This is a genomic window from Millisia brevis NBRC 105863, assembly GCF_001552615.1.
Taxonomy (GTDB): domain Bacteria; phylum Actinomycetota; class Actinomycetes; order Mycobacteriales; family Mycobacteriaceae; genus Millisia; species Millisia brevis.
Genome location: NZ_BCRN01000012.1, coordinates 37,961 through 55,224, shown reverse-complemented (window position 1 = coordinate 55,224; position 17,264 = coordinate 37,961). Strand labels below are relative to the sequence as shown.

Here is a 17,264-nt window from a genome sequence, read left to right as displayed (position 1 = left end):
CGCGGTGAGGATCAGCCGGGCAGGTGGCCGTCGACGCGGCGCAGGACCGCGTCGTCGGCCGGTGGGGTATCGCGCAATTCGGCGGGCAGCAGATGTTCGGGGAACCCTTGGTAGGCGACCGGTCGCAGGAAGCGGCCGATCGCATCGGTGCCGACCGAGGTGGTCGACGGCGCGGTGGTCGCCGGGTACGGGCCACCGTGCTGCTGCGCATAGGTCACCGAGACGCCGGTCGGCCACTGATTCCACAGCAGCCGGCCCACTTTCGTGACCAGCCGACCCATCAGCTCCGGTGCGATCGCATCGTCGTCCTGCGCGACCAGGGTCGCGGTCAGCTGCCCGTGCAGGACGTCGGCGACCGCCGGCAGCTGCGACTCGTCGGTGTACTCGACCACCAGCGCGGCCGGTCCGAAGCACTCCTGCAGCAATGCCTCCGGGTCGTCGAGCAACGCCTCGAGGGTGGTGCGCAGGACGGTCGGCGCCGGGCTGGTCGCCCCCGCGTCACCGGCCACGGCCTCGACGTTCGGGTGGGCGGCCAACGCGTCGAGGCCGCCGCGGAAGCCCGCGACGATGCGGTCGTTGAGCAGCGGAGCGGCCGGCGGATACGTTGCCGCCGCGAGCTTGTCGACGATGTCGGATCCGGCGGGCACCAGTAGCACCCCCGGCTTGGTGCAGAACTGCCCGGCGCCCAGGGTGAACGAGCCGATGAAGCCGGCGACGATCTCCTCCGCCCGCGCCGCCGCGGCGGCCGCGGTGACGAAGACCGGGTTGGTACTGCCCAATTCGCCGTAGAACGGGATCGGCTCAGGTCGGGCGGCGGCGACGTCGAACAGCGCCCGCCCGCCGGCGATCGATCCGGTGAACGCACCGGCCTTCACCGCCGGCGCCCGCAGCGCCGCGACCCCGGCGTCACTGCCGTAGATCACCGCGAACACCCCGTCGGGGGCGCCCGCGTCCGCCAGGGCGGTGGCGACGATCGCGCCGGTGGCCGCCGACAGTTCCGGATGCCCCGGATGGGCCTTGACGATCACCGGGCAGCCGGCCGCCAGCGCCGAGGCGGTATCGCCGCCGGCGATGCTGAACGCGAACGGGAAGTTGCTCGCACCGAAGATCACCACCGGGCCGACCGGATACAGGATGCGGCGCAGGTCCGGTCGCGGCGCGCCCATCGGCCAGTCGGCGTCGGCGTGGTCGACGCGCACCCCGAGATAGGTCCCCTCGTCGAGGACCTCGCCGAAGAGTTCGAGCTGGAAGGCGGTGCGCCGCAGTTCACCGCGCAACCGTGCCTCGGGCAGGTGGGTCTCGCGGATACCGATCGGCACCAGGGTCTCCACCGCCGCCTCGAGACGTTCCGCGACCGCGCGCAGCGCCGTCGCGCGCACCGGCCGCGGGGTCGCCGCCCAGCGATCGGCCGCCGCGGCGGCCGACGCCACCAGGACGTCGACCTGTTCCGGGGTCGTCGACTCGTCGGGTGCGGTGGTGGTCGCTGATGACGTCACGTCGGGTCCTTCCGCCCGCGATCGCGCGCGGGATCAACCGTTGGGGTGTCACGTTCCGGGGTACCACGACGGCCCGTTCCCCGCCGGAAATGCGGACAACGGGCCGGGCGCTCAGGAGTAGCCGAGCGCGATCGCGTCCTTGGTGTCCGCGACCACGCGGTCGTGGATATGGGACGGCAACGGCTGACGCGGCGGGCGGCAGATGCCGCCGGTGCGCCCGACGACGTCCTGGGAGAGCTTGATCGCGTGGACGAACTCGGTCTTCGAATCCCACCGCAGCAGCTTGTGCAGGCTGCGGTAGAGCGGCAGCGCCTTCTCCAGGTCGGCGCCGCTGCCCGAGGTCACGAGGTTGTACAGCTCGAGGCAGGTGGTCGGGAAGGCGTTGGGGTAGCCCGCGACCCAGCCGACGGCGCCGGCGATGCCGAGCTCGAGCAGCACATCATCCGCGCCGATCAGCAGGTCGAGATCGGGTGCCAGCTCGGCGATCTCGTAGGCGCGCCGCGGGTCGCCGGAGAACTCCTTGATCGCGACGATCGAGCCGGCCGCGTGCAGCTCGGCCAGCAGATCCGGGGTCAGGTCGACGCGGGTGTCGTACGGGTTGTTGTAGGCGACGATCGGCAGCCCGACCTGCGCGGCCGCGCGGTAGTGGGCCAGCACATCGGACCGGTCTGCGCGATAGGCATTGGGCGGCAACAGCAGTACCGATCCCGCGCCGGCCTCGGCGGCCTGCTCGATCCAGCGGACCGACTGCAGCGTGCCGTAGGCGGCGCCGCCGGCCATCACGCCGAAGCCCTCGGGTGCCGCCTCGATCGCGGTGGTCACCACGCGGGCCCGCTCCTCGTCGCTGAGGGTCTGGTACTCGCCGAGCGAGCCGTTGACCGCGACGCCGTGGGTGCCGGCGGCCGCCAGCCACGCCACGTGCTCGGCGAAGGCGTCGTAGTTGATGGAGTAGTCGTCGTTGAAGGGCAGGGTCGTCGCGGTGTAGACGCCGTGCCAGGCCGCGCGCTCGCTCATGGGGTCTCCTCGATACCGGGTAGCACCTTTATAGCATGTGACATTGCACTGATGCGAGGGGGAGAGCGGATGCGGGGAGGAAAGAGTGGCGGCGCGGAGCGATGGTGATGGCGAGAAGGGGTGCAGCGGGATCAATGATGCGGGGAGCTGCCATAAAACGGCCCGCTCGAGGAGGCGGCGACAATAGTTGTCGCGCACCCCTCGCAGCGGGCCGCTGTGTAGCAGCAGCGGACGACGTATCAGCGGAGCCGAGATGTCGCAGCGGCGCCCGGGAGTAGCAGCGGCGTCCGGGAGCAGCGGCGACTCCCGGAAGTAGGAGCTCTGCGGAGAGTCAGCAGCCGTCGGGGCCGCAGGCCTCCGCCGGACCCTGACCGACCAGGGTGACCGGCAGGTGCGACTCCTGCCAGGCGCGGCCGAGCACGTCGGAGAACACCTCGGTCGACTGCGCGCCGGAGATGCCGTACTTGTTGTCGATCACGTAGAACGGCACGCCGGTCGCCCCGAAGGCGCGCGCCTGCGCGATATCGGCGTCGACCTGATCGGTATAGGCATCGCCGTCGAGCACCTGGTCGACCCGCGCGGCATCGAGTCCGACGCCGACGGCCGCCGCGCGCAGGGTGTCGCGGTCGGCCGGGTTGCCGTGCTCGGAGAAGTAGGTGGCCAGCAGGCGCTCCTTGAGCGCACCCTGCGCCTGCGGACCGAGTTCGTCGAGCGCCAGGTGCAGGACCCGATGCGCGTCACGGGTGTTGACGTGCGGGGCGTCCTGCTGGTCGAAGTCCAGGCCGTCCTGCGCGGCGAGGGCCTCGACGCGCGCGATCATCTGCCGCGCGCCCTCGGGACCGCCGCCGTACTTGCGCCCCAACGATTCGACGACCGACTCGGTCGGCTCGTGCGGCGCGGTCGGGTCGAGTTCGAAGGAGTGCCAGACCACCTCGACGTCGTCGGCATGGTCGAAGTCGGCCAGCGCGGACTCGAGCCGCCGCTTGCCGATATAGCACCAGGGGCAGACCACGTCGGACCAGATATCGATGCGCATACAACCGTCAACCACCCCCTGCCCGAGGTTGTTCCCGGTCGAGCACGGCTCCTCGTCGTCGCGTCATTGCACAAGACGTTCGACAGAGCGGAGCCGAGGACAATGGCTCCTCGAACGTGCGCTCTCACCCGTGTTGTGCACCGGATGCCGGCCGGGTTCTACGGTGAGTGCATGGCTGTGCGTGCGGGCGTTGTGGTGACCGGAACCGAAGTGTTGACCGGGCGGGTAACCGATCGGAACGGGCCCTGGGTGGCGGAGCAATTGTTCGCGCTCGGCGTCGACATCGGGCGCATCGTGGTGGTCGGCGACCGGCCGGGCGACCTCGCCGAGGTGGTGACCCAGCTGGTCGCCGACCACGACCTGGTGATCACCACCGGCGGCCTGGGCCCGACCGCCGACGACCTGACCGCCGCGGTGGTCGCCGAGGTGCAGGGCAGGCCGATGCTCCTCGATCCCGCACTCGAACAACGCATCTCCCGCACGGTCGAGGCGCTGATGCGCCGCTACCGGCTGACCGCGGATCCGGCCGCGAGCGCGGAGGGCGTGCGCAAGCAGGCCCTGGTACCCGAGGGTGCCACCGTGCTCGAACCGGTCGGCACCGCGCCCGGACTGGTCGTTCCGCCGGCCGAGGGGCGGGTCGGGGCGCCGGTGGTGGTGTTGCCCGGCCCACCGCGCGAGCTGCGCGAGATGTGGCCGCAGGTGCGGTCCGCCGAGGCGGTGCGGCGCATCATCGACCGCGCCGGGACTCTCGAGGAGCGCACCATCCGGATCTGGGGTGCTCTCGAAGCCGACCTCGCCGCCGCGCTGCGTCCGATCGAGGCGGATCTGCCGCAGCTCGAGGTCAGCACCTGCCTGCGCGACGGCGAACTCGAGGTCGTCACCCGGATGCCGGCCGACGACCCGGAGGTCGACGAACAGTACGGGCTGCTCGAGCGCACGATGCTCGAGCACTTCGGCCCCCTGGTCTACAGCACCGACGCCTCGACGGTCGACGACGTGGTGGCGCAGCTGCTGATCGACCGCGGCTGGACGGTCGCCACCGCCGAGTCGTGCACCGGCGGCCTGCTCGCGGGCCGGTTGACCAACCGCGCCGGATCGTCGGCCTATGTGCAGGGCGGGCTGGTGGTCTATGCGAACGAGGCCAAGACGGCGTTGGCCGGGGTGCCGGCGGGGTTGATCGCCGCGCACGGTGCGGTCAGCCGTGAGGTCGGAGAGGCGCTGGCCGTGGGCGCGCGGGAGGCGGTGGGCACCGACGTCGGCATCGGGATCACCGGGATCGCCGGACCGGGCGGCGGCACGCCGGACAAGCCGGTCGGCACGGTCCATCTGGCGATCGCCACGCCGGCGGGGATCGTCGTGCACCGCGAACTGCACCTGTCCGGCGATCGCGCCGCGGTCCGGGCGCGCACGGTCGCGATCGCGCTGCACGAGCTGCGGGTCGCCCTGCGCGAACAGCGATAGCCCTTCGATGAACCCGGCGAGCGGGCGCTCCTCGACGCCCGCTCGACCGGTCGCGCGATCGACGATCCCGGATGCCGGTTCTGCCGTAATCTTCTCGCCGGAAATACTTCCACTCGGGTTTCGGGTTACACGACCGGCGCCGCATCGGTGGGGCGCCGCATTCTTGCCGTGGCGCGACCGGATCGCGGTTGCGGGTTCGTCGGTGATCGAAGGGGACACGTATGCATGTCTCGGAGTCGAGCAGTCTCAACCGGGTGATCGACCGGCTGCGCAGCGAATCGGGAAGCGCGCTGCTGCTGGTGGTCGTGGCGGTGATCGCGCTGATCTGGGCGAACTCGCCGTGGTCGGAAAGCTATGTCCACCTGTGGGAGACCGACGCGTCGATCGCGATCGGCTCGTTCTCCATCGATATGAACCTGCACCACTGGGTCAACGACGGCCTGATGGTGGTGTTCTTCTTCCTCATCGGCCTCGAGGTGCGCCAGGAGTTGGCGATCGGCTCGCTCCGGGACCGCCGCCGGGCGATGGTTCCGTTGATCGCGGGCCTGTTCGGGGTGCTGCTGCCCGCGCTGATCTACCTGGCGATCGCCGGTTCGACCGCGCCGGACGGCTGGGGTGCGGTGGTCGGCACCGATACCGCCTTCCTGCTCGGCATGTTGGCCCTTGTCGGTCCGTCGATGTCCAACCAGCTGCGGATCTTCCTGTTGACGCTCACCGTCGTCGACGACTTCCTCGCGGTGGCGATCATCGGCATCATCTACACCGAGGATCTGCAGATCACCCCGCTGCTGGTCGCGTTCGGCGCACTGGCGGCGCTGTGGCTGTTGGGCCGATCGAGCGAATGGCGTTCGAGCCCCTACGTCTTGGTGATCATCGTGCTGTGGGCCGCGACGTTGCTGTCCGGGGTGCACCCCTCGCTGGCGGGTATGGCGGCGGGTCTGCTGGTTCCGGCCAGCGCCACCGACCGCGCCGATGTCGTGCGCGCGCAACATCTGTTCCGGGACTATTGGCAGTCGCCGGAGGCCTCGGTCGCCCGGACCGCGCGCCGCGGTTTGTCGCGCTCGATCTCGGTGAACGAACGCCTGCACGATGTGCTGCGCGGCCCGGTATCCCTGGTGATCGTGCCGATCTTTGCCTTGGCCAACGCCGGGGTCGATCTGCGCGGCGGCGGCCTGGGCGCGTCCTTGGGATCGACGATCACCTGGGGTGTCGTCGCGGGCCTGGTGATCGGCAAGTTCGTCGGCATCGCACTCGGCGCCTGGGCGGCGATTCGGATGGGCCTCGGGCGCCTGCCCGACGGTGTCGGACCCGGCAGCGTCGCCGGTGGTGCTGCCCTGTCCGGCATCGGGTTCACCATGTCGCTGTTGATTATTGGCCTGGCGTTCACCGACCGCCGACAGGCCGAGGAGGCGACCGTGGGCGTGATGCTCGCGATGATCATCGCCGGTTTGCTCGGTGCGCTGATCTTCAAACTAGCCCGGGTCCGTTGGGGTGAGACGAGCGCCGACCTGCCGACGGTATTGACGCCGGCAATCGATCCCGATCACGACCACACCCACGGTCCGGACGATGCTCCCTACACCGTCGTCGAGTACCTCGACTTCGAGTGCCCCTTCTGCGCGCGATCGACCGGAATGTGGCACGACCTGAAGGATCATTTCGGCGACCGCATCCGCTACGTCGTGCGCAATCTGCCGCTGGAGGATGTGCACCCCAAGGCATTCGAGGCGGCTCTGGTGGCCGAGGCGGCGGCGCGGCAGGGGCAGTTCTGGCCGATGCACGACATCCTGTTCGCCAACCAGGCGCGGCTCGATCCCGAGCACCTGCGCGAGTACGCCGAGGAGCTCGGCCTCGATATGGAGCGTTTCGATCGGGATGTCGTGAGCGACGAGGTGCGCGAGCGGATTCTGGCGGACATGGAAAGCGCGCACGAGAGCGGCGCGTTGGGGACACCCACGTTCTTCCTCAACGGGATTCGGCATCAGGGGCCGCACGATGCCCGCACCTTGATCGCCGCCCTGGAGGCCTCCGATCCGGTGGATTCCCGACGCCGCTCCTAGGAGATTTCGTAGCTATTGAAGCCTGAATCAGATAGCCGCTAACAATCTATCGAATTATTAGTGGCTGCTATCGCTCCGGAATTCGGGTTGATACCGGAGGGCTTTGTCGACCCTTCGAGATGTGCATCAACAAATAGTCCCGTATTGTTCGGGCGGATATCCGAAGGTGTCGAGGCGGCGTCGCCCCGATATATGTGCAGGTACGCCTGCTATTGCCCTCGGGAATATCGCCTGGTCGGCCGATTTCGCCGTCGAAATTCGGCATGACATGATCTGGAGCACATTTCCCTTATTCTCTGTTATAGGGATGGGCATATCTCGGCGAGATGATCTACGGTCCGTGGTGTTGGGGGATTCGGACCGGTTTGTAGGACGCAGCGTGTGTTCGTGGCCGAATGATGGCTCCGAGCGCTGCTGCGTTGCCGCCGGTCACATATGGCATCGACTGGGTGGGGGTGCTGTCGGAGTATGGGTACGTTCGGGAACTCGGTGGGCACGACGATCGCGATTGTCGGTCTCGTCCAGATGGTCCTGGTCAGCGTGATCGCTATTCGACTGCTGTCCTACTGGAAGAGCTTCGTCTTCGGCTGGCACCGATATCGCACGCGCAGTGTGCATTCGGATGCGCAGATCCTGGCCTCGGATCCGCCGCACCTGAAGATTCAGATCACCACTCGCGGGAGCGAGGGCAGCTCCGAGGTGATTCTGCGGGGGATCAACGGCGTATTGCGCCTGGTCGAACAGTCGCCGGCCTTCGCGCCGTTGCTGTCGATCGAGGTGGTCACCGAGTCGAGCGAGCAGGTCGAGATGATCGAATCCCGCTTCGCGCGTGCCCCGATCCGGGTGACCGGACTGGTGGTGCCGGCCGATTACCGCACTGCGGCGGGTACCGGATTGAAGGCGCGCGGCCTGCATTACGCGGTCGAATCGCGACGGGCCGGGTGGAACTTCGTTCCCGGTCGGGTATTCATCGTGCACTTCGACGAGGAGAGCGTGATGATGCCGGGCGAGTTGCGCAAGCTGATCAAGGTGCTCGCCGATACCGACAAGCGCATCCTCGAGGGGCCGATCTATTACCCGCTCGAGTATCAGAACTCCAGCATGGTCTGCAAGTCGATGGAGGCCAATCGTCCGGCCGGATGCTTCGAATGCCGGGTGGTGATGGAGAAGGGTGTTCCGCTGCATCTGCACGGCTCGAACCTGGTGGTCGAGGAGCGGCTGGAGAACGAGATCGGTTGGGATATAGGCCAACTCGATGGCCACTACTTCATCGCCGAGGACTTCGTCTTCGGGATGAACAACTACCTGCGGTACGGCTCGGAGATCTTCGGCTGGCACGGATGTGTGCTGCTCGAGCAGCCGCCGTTCTCGTTCAAGAGCGCCTTCCGGCAGCGGCACCGCTGGATCTTCGGTGTCCTGCAGGGACTGTCCGCGGCCGCCAACTCCGCGGACTTCCGGACCCTGCCGTGGCTGACCCGGCAGCGGTTCATGTGGGGGACGAGGCTGCGCGCGTTGACCTTTGCTCTGGGCGCGCTGGTGGGCTCGCTGTCGGTGGTCGTCCTGCCGATCATGTTGGGTATAGCGATCTACAGCCTGGTCTCCGGCGAGCCGGCCCCGTTCGGGCCGATCCTGACCCTCTGGATGACGATCGTCGGTGCGCTGTGGTTGGGCACCGTGATGCTCGGTGCCTGGCTCAACGTCAACGACGCGAATATGACCTCGGCGCGCCGGGAACTCGAGATCGCGCGCACCGTCGCGATCGCCCCGATCGCGGGTGTGCTGGAAAGCAGTGCGGGCCTGATGGCCCTGGTCGACTGGGCGCGCGGCAAGCGGGGCGTCGCCTGGATTCCGACCCCGAAGACCGTGTCCGCCGACGTCATCGCAACCGCGAGGTGATCCCCATGTCCGTCACATTCGATCGCACCCAACAGAATCCGAACTACCCGAGTCGGCCGGGGAGTCGATCCGCCCCGGCCGACGAGTCGCCGACCGAGGTCCTCGACCGGGTCGTCGCGGCGCCGGCCGAGCGGGCCCTCGATCTGCCGGCCGAGCAGGCCCTCGATCTACCGGGTGAGGAGCCCGCCCGGTTGCGGGCGAGCCGGGCGGCATTGATCGGCATGTGGACGATCGCCCTGGTGGTGACGGTCGGCTATATCGGCATGCCGTTGACGATGTTCCTGACCCCCATCCTGGGGAGTTCGATGCCGGCGATGGCGGTCGCCGTCGGGGTGATCGTGATCGGCTCGCTCGCCCTGCGACTGATCCTGCGCGCGATCCTGACCGAGCGACGCGCATCGGCGCCCCGACACGACGTGGAGGCGGCTCGACGGTCGCTCGCTTCCCGGCGCACCCGGCAGCGCGCGCACCGGCCGGCGGAGGCCGCGCGGTGACGATCACCACCGAACGTCCCCTGTCGGCTCCCGGGCCGCCGCCGCACGTGTTGCCGCCGCCCCACCGCCAGTGGCGCCCGATGGTGATCTCGCTGGCCGTCGTGATCTGCTGCGTTCTGGCGATCGGCCTGGTGGTCTGGGGCAGCCCCCGGATCAGCTCGATGCGGGCCGGCTCGGCGCAGGACTTGGCGCTCGGGGCGGTACCCGCGGGCAATGTGCTCTTCGGCGCGCAGGTCGACTGGGTTACCGAAAGCCCGCAGAGCTATTCGGACGCGTTCGGCCGATCCCCCTACGTCTACGGAAAATTCGTCGACTTTCCGCTGACCGAGGAACGCCGCCTGTCGGTCGACTCCTCGGCTCGCCAGGTCGCCGACAAGAACGCGATCCTGTTCATCACGCTGCAGCCCTACGACGGCCTCGAGACCGTGACACCCGAGACGATGGCGCAGCTTACCGCGGACCTCACCCGGTGGAACGACATCGGTGCGCCGGTGATGGTGCGCTTCGCCCACGAGATGAACGGCAGCTGGTATCCCTGGGCGCAGCGGCCCGGCGAATACGTGCGCGCCTTCCGCGACGTCGCGAACGCGGTGCGCGCGGCGCCCGCCTCGTCGATCGTCTGGTCGCCGAACGACGGTGGGGGATACCCCTTCTCGGGTGGTGACTACGAAGCGCGGCCCGGCACGCCCGACTTCGCCGCCCTCGACACCGACGGCGACGGTCGGCTGACCGAGAAGGACGACATGTACGCGCCGTTCTACCCGGGCGACGACGCCGTCGACTGGGTCGGCCTGTCGCTGTACCACTTCGGCGACGTCTACCCGTGGGGTCCGAATGTGGTTCCGGAGTCGAACAAGTTCGAGGACAAGATGATCGGTACCTACTCCAACGAGTATCTCGACCAGAACGACGTGCCGGACTTCTACCAGCGATACGTCGAGGCGACCGGCAAACCGATGACGATCTCGGAGACCGCCGCGGTCTACAACCCGGCCGGCGAGCCCACCGACAACGAGTTCGAGGTCAAGCAGGCCTGGTGGTCGCAGGTGTTCTCGGACAATGTGCGCACCAACTATCCGGGCATTCGGTTGATCAACTGGTTCGAACAGAACAAGCTGGAGGCGGATTTCTCGCCCGAACCGATTCAGTGGAGTGTCATCGATGACCTGGATACCCGCACGGCCTTCCGACGGGCGTTGCCGGATTGGGTGATGTTCGCTCCGTGACGCGCAGGCACGGGCGGTCGACATTCGGGCCGCTGCGTGCCTGGCGGGATGTTCGGGCCCGCACGCCGTGGGCGATGATCCTCGGCGCCGTCCTGGCGGTGCTGGTCGTGGTCGCGGCGGTGGGTCTCGGCGGGCTGATGTTCTCGAGACAGGAGCGAACCACCACCGTGATGGGCCTTGCGGCGCCGAACGCGCCCACCGACCAGTCGGCGCTGGTCGGCTTCGAAACCTACGGCCGCGCACCGGACTACCTGCTCTGGTACCACGACTTCACCACCCGCCTCGACGTCGAGGCGGTCCGGGCCCTGCCCGCCGGGGTCACCCCGATCGTCACCTGGGAGCCCTTCGCAGCGGTGACCGGCGCGGTCGACCAGCCGCGCTATCGGCTCTCGGAGATCGCCGACGGCGCCTTCGACGGCTACCTGCGACAGTGGGCGGTCGACCTGCAGCAGGTCGGCCGCCTGGTCATTCTGCGTTTCGCCCACGAGATGAACGGGGACTGGTACCCGTGGGCCGAGCAGGTCAACGGCAACCGCCCCGGGGACTACGTCCGTGCGTGGAACCACGTGCACGACGTGCTGCGCGACACCGGCGCGACCGGGGTCCAGTGGATGTGGAGCCCGAACGTCGAGTACCCGGGGTCGACGCCGCTCGAGGATCTCTACCCCGGCGACGATCGGGTCGATCTGATCGGCATCGACGGCTACAACTGGGGCACCTCCGACGAGGGCAAGATCTGGCAGTGGCCCGACGAGGTCTTCGCGCCGACCGTGAACCGCGTCGCGAAGCTCTCCCCCCGCCCGATTCTGATCTCGGAGGTCGGGTCCACCGAGGACGGCGGCAACAAGGCGGAGTGGATCGAGCGGTTCGCGGACTACCTCGAGGACACCCCGGGCATCGAGGGCTTCGTCTGGTTCGACTACGACAAGGAGACCGACTGGCGCATCGGCAGCAGCGTCGAGTCTGCCGGGGCGTTCGTCGACCTCGTCGCTCGCCTGCCGGGTCGCGATGCGGGGCGGTCGTAGGGCGGGGCGGTAGTAGGGCGGGGCGGCCGCACCCGGCGCGGTCGTAGGGTGGGGCGATGGCCACGAGCAGCGGTCCGGACGCCGACCGGGACGCGACCGTCTTCCTCTTCCGCGCGGTCAACGTCGGAGGTGCGACGCTGCCGATGGCGGACCTGCGGGCCTGGGCGAGCGAACTCGGCGCCGCCGCGGTGCGCACCCACATCGCCTCCGGCAACCTGATCGCGGTGCCGCCGGGGGACCCGGAGGCCTTCGCGCGCCGGCTCGAGCAGGTGGTGCAGGAGCGGCGGGGCTTCTTCCGCGAGGTGATCGTGCGCGATCCCGACGAACTGCGAGGGGCCCTCGACGACCACCCCTTCGAGGTACGCGAGCGCAAGTTCTCCTATGTCGGCTTCATGCCGGCCGCACCGAGTGCGGCCGCGATCGAGAAGGCGCGCGGCTATCCGACCGGCGACGACCGCTGGGAGGTGATCGGCCGCGATCTGCACATCCGATTTACCGACGGCGCCGGCCGGCCCGAGATGAAGACCGACAGCGTGCTGCGTTCCCTGGCGGTGCCGTGCACCATGCGGAATCTGTCGACGGTCGCCGCCCTGATCGACAAGGCGACCGCCTGACGCCGGGGCGAAACGGACCCGACGGCACGACGGGTGTGGTTGCCCCCGATCCCGGGTCGCTTCGGTGGCTACTCTGGCGATTGTGTCCGAAGTCCTCGAATTCGTCGGAAGCTACTGGTGGCTGGTCTTCCCGCTCGGTGGCATCGTCGGCGGCTGGATCAAGGGCGCCGAGGCCTGGTCGGACCGTCGGCGCAAGGACCGCATCCGCATCCTGGAACTCGAACGCGAGAAACGCGATCACGTGACGCAGGCCGCGCAATCGCAGCAGGAGGACATCGACCGGGTCCTGGCCAAACACGACGAGATAGACGGCCGCTGGTTCCACTACGAGATGGACATCGCCACGATCATCGACTTCCCGGTGATGGTCGATATGCGCGAGCCGGCCGTGCGCGCCTTCCACGAGGCGAAGGCGGAGGCCGACGACCTCCGTCCGAGCAACCCGGAACTGCTGAAGGACCCGCGCCGGCTCGCCGACTACCGGGCCGCGGTCAACGCCTACGCGGTGGCCTTCGAGGCCGCCGAGCGGGAGGCCCGACGGCGGCGCATCTCCGGCTACTCCGACGTCGAGCGCGGCGCCCTGACCCGCGCGCGCAAGTTGATCGCGCTCGCCGAGGACCCGGGTGCCACGCAGGCGGAACGACAGATGGCCTACCGCCGGGCGATCGACGAGTTGCAGGGCATCGTCGTGCTTCCCAGCCGGGCGACCACCGCCCTGGAGTCCCGCATCGCCGTCGCCCTGCCGAGCGCCGAGCGCCGCGAGACCGACACCGCATGACCCTCCGGACCGGACGATCCGGGTCGCCCGAGCTCGGTCGCCTCGCCGCCGATATCGCCCGACCCCTGCACGCCGCCGGAGTGCGCGATGTGCGGACCGATACGACCACCCGCGCCGCCTACTCGACCGACGCCTCGCTCTACCGGGTCGTCCCCGCGGCGGTTGTCCTGCCCCGCGATGTCGACGAGGTCGCCGCCACGCTGCGGGTCTGCGCCGATAACGGCATCCCGCTGACCGTCCGCGGCGCCGGCACCTCGATCGCCGGCAATGCGGTGGGCACCGGGGTGGTGCTCGACATGTCGCGCCGCCTCGACCGCATCCTGCACGTCGACCCCGATGCGCGCACCGCCACCGTCGAACCCGGCGTCGTCCAACAGTCCCTGCAGGTCGCGACCGCCCCACACGGGCTGCGGTTCGGTCCCGACCCGTCGACGAGCAGCCGCTGCACGATCGGCGGCATGATCGGCAACAACTCCTGCGGCTCGCGCAGCCTCGGCTACGGGCGCACCGTCGACAATGTGGCCGCGTTGCGCGTACTGACGGTCGACGGGACCGAACGGGTCCTTACCGCCGGGCGGCCGCCGACCCCCGATCCGCTGGTCGACCGGTTGACGACGATCGCCGCCGGGGCCCGCGACACCATCCGCGACGAGTTCGGCCGCTTCGGCCGCCAGGTATCCGGCTATGCGCTCGACCGGCTCCTGCCGGAGCACCACTGCGATATCGCCGGTCTGCTCGTCGGCAGCGAGGGCACCCTGGCGGTCCTGCTCGACGCGACCGTCCGGCTGGTCGCGCAGCCGCGCCATACCCTGCTCGTCGCGCTCGGCTACCCGGACATGCCGGCCGCCGCCGAGGCGGTTCCGGCCCTGCTGACCTGCCGGCCGGTCGCCTGCGAGGCGCTCGACTCCCGCATCGTCGACGTCGTCACCGCCCGCCGCGGGGCCGCCGCCGTGCCCCCGCTGCCCGCGGGGCGTGCCTGGCTACTGGTCGAACTGGCCGGCGACGACCCGACCGAACTGCGCGATCGGGCGACGCGGGTCCGGGCGGTCGCCGGCGCGCTCGACGCCGCCGAGGTACCGGACCCGGCGCGAGCGGCGGCGCTGTGGCAGATCCGGGCCGACGGCGCCGGCCTCTCCGGACGCAGCCCCGCCGGCAAACCCGCCTACGCCGGCTGGGAGGACGCCGCCGTTCCGCCGGACCGCCTCGCCGGCTACCTGCGCGACTTCGATGCCCTGATGGCGCAGCACGACGTCACCGGGGTGCCCTACGGCCACTTCGGCGACGGCTGCCTGCACATCCGCATCGACTGGCCGCTGGATCGGCCGGGCGGCCGGGCCGGCTACCGCGCCTTCGTCGAGCAGGCCGCACACCTGGTCGCCCGCCACGGCGGATCGCTGTCCGGGGAACACGGCGACGGCCGCGCCCGCAGCGCCCTGCTCCCGGCGATGTACTCGGCGTCGGCCCTCGACGCGATGCGCGCGGTCAAGACCGCCTTCGATCCCGGCGGCATCCTCAACCCCGGCGTCCTGGTCGACCCGGCCGCGGTCGACGACGACCTGCGCGCGACCGCCCCACCGATCGCGCTGCCCGCCCCGGCCTTCCGCCTCGGCGGCGACCGCGGCGACCTCGCGCTCGCGATCGGCCGCTGCACCGGCGTCGGTTCGTGCCGCGCCGCACCCGGCGCCCACCGGGTGATGTGCCCGTCCTACCGGGCGACCCGGGAGGAACGGGACTCGACGCGCGGCCGCTCCCGCGTCCTGCAGGAGATGGTCGACGGACGACTCGTGCGCGGCGGGTGGGATTCCCCCGAAGTCGCCGAGGCGCTCGACCTGTGCCTGTCCTGCAAGGGCTGCCTGTCCGACTGCCCGACCGGCGTCGACATGGCGACGCTCAAGTCCGAGGCGCTGTACCGCCGGTTTCGACGGCGGCCGCGGCCGCCGACGCACTACTCCCTGGGCAGGTTGCCGGTCTGGGCGGCGCTCGGGTCGCGCTGGGCCCGACCGATCAACGCGCTCACCCGCCGACGGCCGGCGGCCCGCGCGCTCGGCGCCGTCGCCGGGATCGATCGCCGCCGAGCGATCCCCCCGCTGGCCGAACGCAGCCTCCGCGACCGGTTCGCCGATCGCCCCTCCCCGGCGGGCAGCCCGGTGGCGCTGTTCGTCGACACCTTCACCAACTACTTCACCCCGGAGGTCGGCATCGCGACGGTCGAGGTCCTGGAGGCGGCCGGCTTCGCACCGCAGCTCACGCCGCGGGACGCCTGCTGCGCGTTGACCTGGATCTCGACCGGCCAGCTCGACACCGCCCGGCGGCGGCTGGCCCGCACGATCGAGGCGCTGACGCCGATGGTCGACGCCGGGCTGCCGATCGTCGGGATCGAACCATCCTGCACCGCGACGCTGCGCTCCGACGCCGAGGAGGTGGTCGGTCCGTCCGCGCGTCCGGTCGCCGCCGCGGTCCGCACGCTCGCCGAACTGCTCCGCGACGCCGAGTGGCAACCCCCGGATCTCACCGGTGTCGACGTCGTCGCCCAACCCCACTGCCACCACCACGCGGTCCTCGGCTGGGATGCCGACGCCGACCTGCTCGCGCGGGCCGGGGCCGCGGTGCGCCGGGTCGGCGGATGCTGCGGGCTGGCCGGCAACTTCGGCGTCGAACGCGGCCACTACGAGGTGTCGGTCGCCGTAGCCGAGCAGCACCTGCTGCCAGCGATCGCCGACGACGACCGCGCCGTCGTGCTCGCCGACGGCTATTCCTGCCGCACCCAGTTGGCCGACCTCACCGATCGGCGCGGTCTGCACCTGGCGCAGCTGCTGCGGTCCGCCGGCGTCGACGGCGAGCGGACCCGCTGATGGACTGGTTTCGGCGGGACTGGACGCTGCGCTCGCGCGTCCAATTGCTCACCTCCGCGGTGGTGGCGGTCGCGGTGTCGATCACCGCGGTCGCCGTCTACGTCGTCGCCGCCGAGGGGCTGCGCGATCGGGTGGATCATCAGCTGCGCAACCACGTCGAGGCGATCGCCGAGTCGACCTTCTCCGGGGACAGCGGTATGGACTTCCTGCTGGCCCTGTCGTTCCTCAACAACAAGGACGTCGTGGTCGGCATCAAGCTGGCGGGCAGTACGGACAACAGGCTCCTGGTGCCGACCGCCGATACCGAGCCGTTCGGGACACCACAGGAACCGATCGGCGCCCCGGAGCAGGCGGTGATCGACGGGACGGTCGACTCCTCGCTGCGCACCCGCGGCGAGTACCGCATCTACGCGGTGCGCACCGCCGACGGGGACACGATCGTCATCGCCCAGTCGCTGCTGCCGACCGAACGACTGCTGCGCCGGCTGGCGCTGATCCTCACCCTGGTCGGCGGATTCGGCGTGACCGTCGCGGCGCTGGCCGGCACCGCGGTCGCACGCACCGGTCTGCGCCCGGTGGCCCGACTGCTCGCCGCCACCCGCCGGGTCGCCGAAAACGGTGATCTGACGCCGATCGAAGTGGTCGGCGACGACGAATTGGCCGACCTGGCCCGGCGTTTCAACGAGATGCTCGCCTCGCTGCGGGCCGCGCGCCGCCGACAACGTCGGCTGATCATCGCGGCCGGTCAGGAGCTGCGCACCCCGCTCGAGTTGATGCGCACCCGCATCGACACCCTGATCCGCGCCGATCGGGCCGGCGGGCCGAGCATGTCGAACGAGGAATTGCAGGAGGTGCAGTCGGACGTGATCGCCCAGCTCGACGAGCTGGCCCGCATCGTCGGCGACGTCGTCGACCGCGCCCGCCTGGAACATATGACCGCCGTGGGGGATACCGGTGAGCATCGCTTCGCCCTGAACGACCCTCCCGAGCCCCCGGAACCCGAGCCGCCGGCCGGCGGCACGGTGCCACCGACCACCCGCAAGGGCGGCCGACATCGCCGACCGCCCGGCAAGCGGTCGTCCCTGCTCCGCGGGTCCGGAAGCTGAACGCGTCCTCCGCACGCCGAACCGGTCGCGGCCGGGAGAACGGTTGCGTCCCGCCGCCCCCGGCGGACCGGTGACGAACGGGGCCGCCCATTCACCGAGCCGACCGCTGCCGGAAGCGGTATGAATGATCAGGCAGATGCCTGCTCCGGACGGCTCGAGGAAGGTGGCCTCCACCATGGGCACAACCACCATGGGCACAACGACGG

General features: G+C 70.0%; 13 protein-coding genes. 10 read left to right on the top strand and 3 right to left on the bottom strand.

The genetic code is table 11. The features are described 5' to 3' along the window. Positions 1 to 11: 11 nt before the first annotated feature. From MB1_RS16600 to MB1_RS16590, 3 genes are all read right to left on the bottom strand, one after another. Entirely contained in the window at positions 12 to 1,496 is a 1,485-nt protein-coding gene (locus MB1_RS16600; RefSeq protein WP_066909703.1) for an aldehyde dehydrogenase (NADP(+)), read from the bottom strand. 111 nt (positions 1,497 to 1,607) lie between these two features. Continuing rightward, positions 1,608 to 2,510, bottom strand: coding sequence for a dihydrodipicolinate synthase family protein (locus tag MB1_RS16595; RefSeq protein ID WP_066909700.1), 903 nt, complete (start codon positions 2,508 to 2,510; stop codon positions 1,608 to 1,610). 331 nt (positions 2,511 to 2,841) lie between these two features. Further along, positions 2,842 to 3,546 carry a DsbA family oxidoreductase gene (locus tag MB1_RS16590; protein ID WP_066909697.1) on the bottom strand — a complete coding sequence of 235 codons (705 nt, stop codon included), beginning with the start codon at positions 3,544 to 3,546 and terminating at the stop codon, positions 2,842 to 2,844. Positions 3,547 to 3,717: 171 nt separating this feature from the next. Between MB1_RS16590 and MB1_RS16585 the strand changes: the two genes are divergently transcribed. The 10 genes from MB1_RS16585 to MB1_RS16540 all read left to right on the top strand — a co-directional run bounded on the left by MB1_RS16585 (position 3,718) and on the right by MB1_RS16540 (position 17,058). Then, a complete protein-coding gene (locus MB1_RS16585; protein ID WP_066909964.1) occupies positions 3,718 to 5,007 on the top strand; it encodes a competence/damage-inducible protein A in 1,290 nt (429 codons plus the stop codon). Positions 5,008 to 5,228: 221 nt separating this feature from the next. Beyond that, a complete protein-coding gene (gene nhaA / locus MB1_RS16580) occupies positions 5,229 to 7,067 on the top strand; it encodes a Na+/H+ antiporter NhaA (protein WP_066909694.1) in 1,839 nt (612 codons plus the stop codon). Between the two features lie 468 nt (positions 7,068 to 7,535). Continuing rightward, complete coding sequence (locus tag MB1_RS16575) at positions 7,536 to 8,963, top strand: glycosyltransferase family 2 protein (protein ID WP_066909691.1); 1,428 nt, start codon at positions 7,536 to 7,538, stop codon at positions 8,961 to 8,963. 5 nt (positions 8,964 to 8,968) lie between these two features. Next, complete coding sequence (locus MB1_RS16570; RefSeq protein ID WP_066909688.1) at positions 8,969 to 9,457, top strand: hypothetical protein; 489 nt, start codon at positions 8,969 to 8,971, stop codon at positions 9,455 to 9,457. After that, on the top strand, positions 9,454 to 10,683 hold the full coding sequence (locus tag MB1_RS16565) for a glycoside hydrolase family 26 protein (protein ID WP_066909685.1): 1,230 nt from the start codon (positions 9,454 to 9,456) through the stop codon (positions 10,681 to 10,683). Before MB1_RS16570 ends, MB1_RS16565 begins: the two co-directional genes overlap by 4 nt. Next, the gene (locus MB1_RS16560; RefSeq protein ID WP_157084114.1) at positions 10,680 to 11,708 is read left to right on the top strand and encodes a glycoside hydrolase family 26 protein; all 1,029 of its coding nucleotides are present in this window, start codon (positions 10,680 to 10,682) and stop codon (positions 11,706 to 11,708) included. Before MB1_RS16565 ends, MB1_RS16560 begins: the two co-directional genes overlap by 4 nt. Positions 11,709 to 11,764: 56 nt before the next feature. Further along, entirely contained in the window at positions 11,765 to 12,322 is a 558-nt protein-coding gene (locus MB1_RS16555; RefSeq protein ID WP_066909681.1) for a DUF1697 domain-containing protein, read from the top strand. Between the two features lie 82 nt (positions 12,323 to 12,404). Then, positions 12,405 to 13,100, top strand: a complete 696-nt coding sequence (locus MB1_RS16550; RefSeq protein ID WP_066909678.1) for a hypothetical protein — start codon at positions 12,405 to 12,407, stop codon at positions 13,098 to 13,100. After that, positions 13,097 to 15,952: an FAD-binding and (Fe-S)-binding domain-containing protein gene (locus tag MB1_RS16545; RefSeq protein WP_066909675.1), complete on the top strand. Its 2,856-nt coding sequence runs from the start codon at positions 13,097 to 13,099 to the stop codon at positions 15,950 to 15,952. Before MB1_RS16550 ends, MB1_RS16545 begins: the two co-directional genes overlap by 4 nt. After that, positions 15,952 to 17,058 carry a HAMP domain-containing protein gene (locus MB1_RS16540; RefSeq protein WP_066909672.1) on the top strand — a complete coding sequence of 369 codons (1,107 nt, stop codon included), beginning with the start codon at positions 15,952 to 15,954 and terminating at the stop codon, positions 17,056 to 17,058. Before MB1_RS16545 ends, MB1_RS16540 begins: the two co-directional genes overlap by 1 nt. Positions 17,059 to 17,264: the final 206 nt, after the last annotated feature.